General features: G+C 59.3%; 11 protein-coding genes. 7 read left to right on the forward strand and 4 right to left on the reverse strand.

The genetic code is table 11. The features are described from left to right. Positions 1 to 36: 36 nt before the first annotated feature. Genes O2S87_RS04695 through O2S87_RS04710 form a run of 4 tightly spaced genes read left to right on the forward strand, consistent with a single transcriptional unit; the run spans position 37 to position 2,915 of the window. The gene (locus tag O2S87_RS04695) at positions 37 to 492 is read left to right on the forward strand and encodes a DUF4212 domain-containing protein (RefSeq protein WP_475407642.1); all 456 of its coding nucleotides are present in this window, start codon (positions 37 to 39) and stop codon (positions 490 to 492) included. Continuing rightward, positions 489 to 2,189, forward strand: coding sequence for a sodium:solute symporter family transporter (locus O2S87_RS04700; protein WP_475407643.1), 1,701 nt, complete (start codon positions 489 to 491; stop codon positions 2,187 to 2,189). The genes O2S87_RS04695 and O2S87_RS04700 overlap by 4 nt, the downstream gene beginning before the upstream one ends. A 2-nt stretch (positions 2,190 to 2,191) precedes the next feature. Next, positions 2,192 to 2,659, forward strand: coding sequence for a universal stress protein (locus tag O2S87_RS04705; protein WP_475407644.1), 468 nt, complete (start codon positions 2,192 to 2,194; stop codon positions 2,657 to 2,659). 37 nt (positions 2,660 to 2,696) lie between these two features. Next, positions 2,697 to 2,915: a DUF8119 family protein gene (locus O2S87_RS04710; RefSeq protein WP_475407645.1), complete on the forward strand. Its 219-nt coding sequence runs from the start codon at positions 2,697 to 2,699 to the stop codon at positions 2,913 to 2,915. Between the two features lie 13 nt (positions 2,916 to 2,928). Here O2S87_RS04710 and O2S87_RS04715 read toward each other — a convergent pair whose 3' ends face one another. The 3 genes from O2S87_RS04715 to O2S87_RS04725 form a co-directional block, all read right to left on the reverse strand. Continuing rightward, a complete protein-coding gene (locus O2S87_RS04715) occupies positions 2,929 to 3,156 on the reverse strand; it encodes a hypothetical protein (protein ID WP_475407646.1) in 228 nt (75 codons plus the stop codon). Between the two features lie 63 nt (positions 3,157 to 3,219). Next, positions 3,220 to 4,134, reverse strand: coding sequence for a MinD/ParA family ATP-binding protein (locus O2S87_RS04720; protein ID WP_475407647.1), 915 nt, complete (start codon positions 4,132 to 4,134; stop codon positions 3,220 to 3,222). A gap of 117 nt (positions 4,135 to 4,251) precedes the next feature. Beyond that, complete coding sequence (locus O2S87_RS04725; protein WP_475407648.1) at positions 4,252 to 4,569, reverse strand: DUF7520 family protein; 318 nt, start codon at positions 4,567 to 4,569, stop codon at positions 4,252 to 4,254. A gap of 27 nt (positions 4,570 to 4,596) precedes the next feature. Here O2S87_RS04725 and O2S87_RS04730 point away from each other — a divergent pair, with 27 nt between their 5' ends. Continuing rightward, positions 4,597 to 4,734: a hypothetical protein gene (locus O2S87_RS04730; protein ID WP_475407649.1), complete on the forward strand. Its 138-nt coding sequence runs from the start codon at positions 4,597 to 4,599 to the stop codon at positions 4,732 to 4,734. Between the two features lie 244 nt (positions 4,735 to 4,978). After that, positions 4,979 to 6,238, forward strand: a complete 1,260-nt coding sequence (locus tag O2S87_RS04735) for an RNA-guided endonuclease InsQ/TnpB family protein (RefSeq protein WP_475407650.1) — start codon at positions 4,979 to 4,981, stop codon at positions 6,236 to 6,238. Positions 6,239 to 6,352: 114 nt separating this feature from the next. On the opposite strand, the gene O2S87_RS04740 is transcribed toward O2S87_RS04735, so the two are convergent. After that, positions 6,353 to 6,985 (reverse strand): DUF7847 domain-containing protein, encoded by a 633-nt coding sequence (locus O2S87_RS04740; RefSeq protein WP_475407658.1) that lies wholly within the window; start codon positions 6,983 to 6,985, stop codon positions 6,353 to 6,355. A gap of 52 nt (positions 6,986 to 7,037) precedes the next feature. Between O2S87_RS04740 and O2S87_RS04745 the strand changes: the two genes are divergently transcribed. After that, positions 7,038 to 7,227, forward strand: a 190-nt coding sequence (locus O2S87_RS04745; RefSeq protein ID WP_475407651.1) for a helix-turn-helix domain-containing protein, incomplete at its 3' end; no start/stop codon positions are given.

Raw genomic sequence — 7,227 nt, forward strand, 5'->3', positions numbered from 1 at the left:
ATCTATCACAATAAAAAACCCACAATACATAAGCCCATGCAAGACACTGACAGCCACGAAAGTCCCCCCACGTCGTCAGTTAGCGGCGAGACTGACGGGACGATGACCGACGTAGAACGAGAACAGCAAGTCGACTACCTCGATGTCGAGATCAACCTCCTGAAGCCAGCGACCCCGTTCATGCGGGATCACTTGCGGATCATCTGGATCGGCTTCGGGCTCTGGTCGCTGACCACGTTCGGCCCGATCACGCTGACGCGCCTCGCGCCAGATCTCATGACGACCACGATGCCCGTGATCGGCTTTCCGCTGCACTACTTTCTGATCGCCATCGGTGGACCATCGGCAGCGCTCGTCCTCTCGGTGTGGTATGCGCGCAAGCGCGACCAGATCGACGAGAAGTACGGCATCAGCCAGATGCGCACCGAAGAGATGGAGACCAGAGAGGCGAGCGGCGACGTTGCAGCAACTGATGGGGGTGTCGACGGATGATCGATCCGACGCTCCTGCAGGCCTCCGAGGAGCTGCTGCCCGAAGGGCTCAACATTTCGTTCAAGCTCCTGCCGGGGGTGATCGTCGCGCTGATGATGGCCTCGTTCCTCGGCGTCGGCTACTTCTACAAGGTCGCCGACACGGGGAATATGTGGGTTGCCGGGCGGTCGATCGGTAACGTCGAAAACGGGATGGCAATCGGTGCCAACTGGATGTCGGCCGCATCCTACCTCGGCATGGCGGCGCTCATCGCGCTGTCGGGCGTCTACGGGCTGGCGTACGTCGTCGGCTGGACGACCGGCTACTTCATCCTCCTGATCTTTTTGGCCGCCCAGATGCGCCGGTTCGGCAAGTACACCGCCCCCGACTTCGTCGGCGATCGGTACAACTCCGATGCGGCGCGGGCGCTCGCGGCGATCACGACGTTCCTGATCGGTTTCGTCTACGCCATCGGTCAGGCCCGCGGGATGGGGCTGGTCGGGATGTACATCTTCGGCGACATCAACAACGTGGTTGCACTGCCGGGGATCAGCGCCTACCAGGCGATGATGATCCTCTTTATGATTCTCACGATCGGCTACCTCGCGCTGTCGGGGATGCTGGGGGCGACGAAAAACATGGTGCTGCAGTACGTCATCCTCATCGGCGCCTTTTTGATCGGGTTGCTGGCGACCGGCTGGGCGGGTGGTTTCTCGACGGTCCTGCCGCAGATCGAGTACGGGATGTTGATAAACGATCTGAGCGCGGAGTTCTCCGATCCCTTTGCGGGCGGTAGCTACTACCTGTGGGTTGCGACCTGTTTCAGCCTGGTGTTCGGGACCTGTGGCCTGCCGCACGTTCTGGTTCGGTTTTACACCGTCCAAAACGAGCGGGTCGCCCGCTGGTCGTGTACCTGGGGGCTGTTTTTCATCTGCCTGCTCTACCTCAGCGCACCCGCCTTTGCGGCCTTTGGGACCTCGCTGTACGGCGGTGAGGTCCGTGCAGTGTACGGTGATCCTGGCATGAGCGGCGCGGCTGGCGACGTGATCGTCGTGTTGGCCTCACAGCTCTCGGGGCTTCCAACGTGGCTTGTCGGCTTGGTGGCCGCAGGCGGGATCGCCGCCGCCATCGCCACGGTCGCGGGGCTGTTTATCGCCGCCTCCTCGGCCATCTCCCACGACATCTACGCCAACATCATCAACGAGGACGCCACCCAACGCCAGCAGGTCCTTGTGGGTCGACTCAGCATCATCTTCATCGGGCTGCTCACGATCCTCGCTGCGATGGACCCCCAACAGCCCATCGCCGCGCTGGTTTCGTTTGCCTTCTCGCTGGCCGCTATCGTCCTGTTCCCGATGTTCTTCCTCGGACTCTGGTGGGAGAAAACCAACCGCCAAGGCGCACTCGTCGGGATGGTCTCGGGACTGATCTTCTGGTTCATCCCGATGTTCAACGAAGGGAACTTCGGCCTCGTCAACGGCGGCGACGGCTGGGGCATCGAGTTCCTCGCGACGTGGGTGCCCGCCGCAGGATCGGCGCTGGTGTTCACGCCGCTGGTGATCGTGCTCATGATCGTCGTCTCGGCCGTAACTGACGATCCGCCGCTGCGGACCAAGCAGATGGTTCGGCAGTGCCACAGCCCCGATCCGATGCCGAAAAACAAGACGGCTGCCGAGGTCGTCGCCGAACAGAACCGAAACGCGCCCGCGGATGACTAACCATGTACGAACGCATACTCGTTCCGACTGATGGCAGCACCGTCGCCAAAGCAGCTGTCGATCACGCGATCGACCTCGCCGAGAAGTACGACGCCGAGATCCACGCGCTGTTCGTCGCTGACATCGACGCGGTCAACTATAGCCTCGGCACCGAGCAGGTCGATCGAATCAAACAGGGCAACTTCCAGGGGATGACCGAACTCCGCGAAGACGCCGAAGCAGCCACCGGCTACGTCACCGACCGAGCCCAGTCGCTCGGTCTGACCGCGGTCGAACGCCACGCCGGTGGCCGACCGCACAAACTAATCGCCGACTACGCCGTCGACAACGAGATCGATCTCATCGTGATGGGAAGCCACGGCCGTTCGGGGGTTCGACGCGCGCTGCTCGGCAGCGTGACCGAACGCACGCTCCGGTCGACACACGTGCCCGTTTTGGTGATCGACTACGAACGAACCGACGAGGAATGAAAAGCCCACGCCGACACAGCCGACGGGAGTGGTCGCAATGAGCCTCGGCGAGCGCCTCCGCGAGCACACCCGCGAGAACAAACAGGGGATGCTCTACGACTTGATGTTCGCGGTCGTCTGGGTTGGCTTCGTCTCTATCCTCTTCGATTTTGTCTTCGTGAGCGCTCCGACGTGGGCGTACTACCTGTTCATGCTCGCGGGAATTCCGGCCTATTTCGGCTTTTTCTTCTCGCTTGAAGCGTCGACCAGCCAGTAGCTGCCTGCGCTCGTCAGGTTTTATCCTCGCGGGCTGCGATGTACTGTTTTCGTTTTCGCACGCTGTAGAGGCTCGCCGCACCGAACACCAACGGGAGCACGACTGCACCTGGATCGCCCGAGAGTGCGGGATAGATGCTCATGCCCGCCATCAGCGCGAACAGTGCCGCAAGCAAGCCGCTGATTGGGACGGCATACCCCTCGGAAAACACGGCGCGGTCGTCTCGCGGTTCGGACTCCATACCGACCCTTCGGCCGACTGTCGGTAAAACGCTCGCATGGTCGACCCAGCGGCCGACGACCGTCTACTCGCCCTTTCGCTTGACGAACTCGAAGCCCCCCTCGCCGTCGGCCTCGCCGGTCGACAACTCGTCGGTTTCGAGCGGTCGCATTGAGCCGTCGAGGTTGTCGGGATCGGCGCTGGCCGCGCTTTCGGCGATTGCTTCGGCGTTCTGGAGGTCGGAGACGCCACCCATTCCTAGGACCGTTTCGTCGCCGTCTTCGGTCGACGGGGCCGAGAGAATCAGCGAGTCTGCGATTTGCTGATAGGCCTTGGCCGCGGGGCTTTCGGGGTCATACGACGATACCGGCTGGCTCATATCTTGGGCCTCGGCGACGGTCGGATCGTTGGGCACCGAGCCGAGCAGGTTTGTGCCAAGAAAGCCTGCGAGTCGTTCGGGTGGCGGTGCCCGACCCGTTCCTGCGCGGACGAAGACGACGCCGCCGACGGTACCGTTGACGCGCTCGGCCAGCTCGATCGTCTTTTTGGCGTCTCGTATCGAGGCGACCCGCGGCGTCGAGACGATAAGTACCTCGTCGGCGAGTCGCAGAGGGTAGATTGTTTCGGGGCTAACGCCTGCGGCGGTGTCGAGGATCACCCAGTCGTAGGCTGGCCGCAGGCTTCGGACGACCGGCGCGAGCGCGGCGACGTTGATCGCGTTGAAATCCGCGAGTTCGGTGCCAGCGGGCAGCACGTGGAGCCGTTCGTCGATTGCGTACAGCGCCTTGGTCGTCGTGACGGTCCCCGAGAGCACGTCGTGGAGGGTACGTTCCGGCTCGAACTGCAGGAAGTCGACGATGTTCGCCATCGCCAGATCCATCTCGACAATGGCGACCGTTTGGCCAGCTCCGGCGAGCGCGACGCCGAGATTGACTGCGGTGGTGGTTTTGCCGACACCGCCTTTGGCTCCAGCGACCGCGAGGACACGCCCATCTGCCATACGGGGTGTTCACACAGACAGTGGTATAAATCCACGTTTGTGAAAATCACCGCTGAGAACGAGTCGAGGGTCTGCGTGAACCCGAGTCGATGATTTGCGTGCGGTGTCTGTCAGTTGTTAACTGTCGTCGGTCGACTCCGTCGGCTCGGACTTCTCGGCGTCAGCATCCGATCTGATGGTGGGCGATGCGGTGTCGAAGCGATCGGAAATGAACGTAACCGCGACCAAGAGTACGCCGAGAACGAGTCCGATCGTCAGCGCGCCGAACGCTGCCAGCCCAAGCGGCGTCGGGGGGAACTCGACGAGAAACAGGAACCGCGGTGGATTGATCTCGTCGACGACGCTGGCGGTCATGTAGCCAGCGAACCCGGTGAAGGCGACGATGAGCAGATAGAGCCCCACAACGAGTCGCTGACCGCGTACTGCCGAAGACACACTTGTACTCGTGGTGCAACTGAATTAGTGGTTTCGTCCCACGACCGACGCTGTTTTGCACACCGCAATCGAAGCGTTTGCATGGATGACAGCGAACTCCTCGGGCTGGTTCTGACCGGCATCGTGCTGCTGATGTTCGTCACCGGCATCGTGCTGGTGATGTAACCTCTCTCCCATGCTGGCACCGTTGATGGCCCGTTCCTGTAAAAAGCAACGCATAGCTGTTAAAAGCAGTGACATTAGCGGTCGGTGGATGTCTCAGCATGATACAAGGTGGAGCCTCCGGCCTCAAGGAGTCAACGTAGTGAGCGAGTAGGCCGGAGAGGAAACCGACATAGCATGACACAACCACTATACGACGGCTACCCGACTCCCAAAGTATAAGAATCGTTAGTGTATAATCTGACATATGGAAGTTCGACGCACCGTACCCGTCAAACTTGACGTTCCTGACGAGCGGCGCGAAGACTTCCACGAATCTGCCCAACAGTTTCTCTACTGTGCAAACCGTGCCGCAGAGTTCTGTTGGGATAACACCGACTACAAACAGTGCGTCACAGCCAATAGTACCGCACGGGACGCACTGTATGACGATCTCCGCGCAGAAACTGACCTCACTGCAAACCTTGTTCAAGAAGCGATCCGTCGAGCTGTGCAAGCCGTCAAAGGCTGTGTCGAACGCTGGAAACAAGGCAAGCGTGTGAGCCAACCGGAATTTACCTCATGGAGTATGGTCTATGATAAGCGGAGCGCAACGTTTTATCGAAATAAAGTCTCACTTTCAACCGTCAACGGACGTGTTGAGTGCGACTTTGAACTCCCTTCGGACAGCCCAACACCCTACGAACAGTACGTGCTGTCTGAGGATTTTGAGTTCCGTGCAAGCACACTGCAATACGACAACACAACCGACGAGTTCTACTTTCATATCACCACCCGGAAGTACGACACGGAAAACGACAGTGACAAAGACACAGAGGTTTCGGAAGATGCCGGGAACCAGACAGTCCTCGGTATCGACCTCGGTGTGAACAGTCTTGCCGTTGCATCCACTGGACGATTCTGGAACGGCGACGACTACGACCACTGGTGTCGTGAGTTTGAAAAACGGCGTGGGGAGATGCAACGACGCGGAACGCAGGCCGCTCACAACGCTCTGCTTCGCCTCGGTAAGCGTGAAGTAGCATGGCGGAAACAGTATCTTCACACAGTCGCTAACGAGATCGTCACAGAAGCCGTTGAACATGAGTGTGACGTGATCGTGTTCGAGGATCTGACCGATATTCGTGACCGACTGCCACAGGCGAAATGGCATCACATCTGGGCGTTTCGTCGGTTGGTCGAGTATGTCGGATATAAAGCACCAGAACAGGGTGTGTTGGTCGAACAGATCGACCCAAACCACACGTCACAACGCTGTTCACGGACAGACTGTGGATTTACACATGAGGATAACCGCGACGGAGAACAGTTCTGTTGCCTGAAATGCGGGTATGAGGTGAACGCAGATTACAACGCCGCAAAGAATGTCGGGATACGGTACGCTCGAAAAGAGCATCACAGACTCCGTTCGTCGCCCACGTCGACGGGCGGAGACGCACCAGTAGACGTGCGTGTGAATGGTGGGATGTTGACCGGCGACAGCTACCAGCCAATTGCTGGCGACTGATCGCCGGGAGTCCACATCAAAGCCCTACCCTCAATGACTGAGGCGCGTATGCGCCGAAGGAGTAGGGTAGGGTAGTTTACCGGGTACTGAACGGAGTTGCGGTTTGTCGTATTCTCACGGTGTCCCTGCAAACGTCGACGTCGGTCGGATCGAACGGTAGATCTCCGTCGAGTAGACCGAAAACAGGCTGCCAGTGAGCGAACTCACGAGCACCATCCCGAGCATCAAACCGGTCGCACCGGTAGGTCCAAGCGTCGGTAGCGATCCCATCACGTCCGCCAGCGGCATCGTCCCGCTCGGAGGCGTGGTACCGGGAGCCGACGCGAACGAGGGAGTAGTGAGCAGCGAAATCACCCCGGAGAGCAGGCCGATAGTCCCCCCGACGACCCCGGTGATGAGATTGTAGCCGAAGACGGTCGACAGGTTCGCTCGAACCACGCTGAAGCTCCGTTTGATGCTATCGACCGCACCCAGATCGTCGAGAACGGTCGCGTGGGCGAAAAACTGGAAGAAGAACACGATGCTCAGATATATGAGGGCTCCGAGCAGAACAATGACTCCAATTACTGCAATTCCCACTGGACTCGGTCCACTGTTGGCGCTTCCAAAACTGAAGACGAACGCGCCGCCGACTGCAAGGAGAAAAAAGCCGATAAACCCGAGCACGAAATTACATGCGAACCATCCGATATAAACGAGCAAAATCGGGAGGTAGTTGTCTTTGCCTTCGGCGAGCATTGTGTCGATCGAGGTTTAGTGGTTCACAGAAGTTTTAGGTGTTCCCTGAGTTGGTTGAGCAATGACTGGACGAGAGAAAGAGATCGTCCGTCACCTCAGTGAGGACGATCTCAACCGCTTGCTTACCGAAACTGATGACGAGAAGGTGAGCAAGCGGCTCATCTTCGTCAAACGGCTCTACAAAGGTGCAACACTCGAAGATGCAGCCGATGATGTAGGGATGTCTCAGTCAACAGGCAGCCGCTGGGCGA

It is taken from the genome of Halohasta sp. A2 (assembly GCF_056175805.1).

Coding starts and splice junctions, on each gene's coding strand:
- O2S87_RS04695 (WP_475407642.1), top strand. CDS start 37: ATGCAAGACACTGACAGCCACGAAAGTCCCCCCACGTCGTCAGTTAGC.
- O2S87_RS04700 (WP_475407643.1), top strand. CDS start 489: ATGATCGATCCGACGCTCCTGCAGGCCTCCGAGGAGCTGCTGCCCGAA.
- O2S87_RS04705 (WP_475407644.1), top strand. CDS start 2,192: ATGTACGAACGCATACTCGTTCCGACTGATGGCAGCACCGTCGCCAAA.
- O2S87_RS04710 (WP_475407645.1), top strand. CDS start 2,697: ATGAGCCTCGGCGAGCGCCTCCGCGAGCACACCCGCGAGAACAAACAG.
- O2S87_RS04715 (WP_475407646.1), bottom strand. CDS start 3,156: ATGGAGTCCGAACCGCGAGACGACCGCGCCGTGTTTTCCGAGGGGTAT.
- O2S87_RS04720 (WP_475407647.1), bottom strand. CDS start 4,134: ATGGCAGATGGGCGTGTCCTCGCGGTCGCTGGAGCCAAAGGCGGTGTC.
- O2S87_RS04735 (WP_475407650.1), top strand. CDS start 4,979: ATGGAAGTTCGACGCACCGTACCCGTCAAACTTGACGTTCCTGACGAG.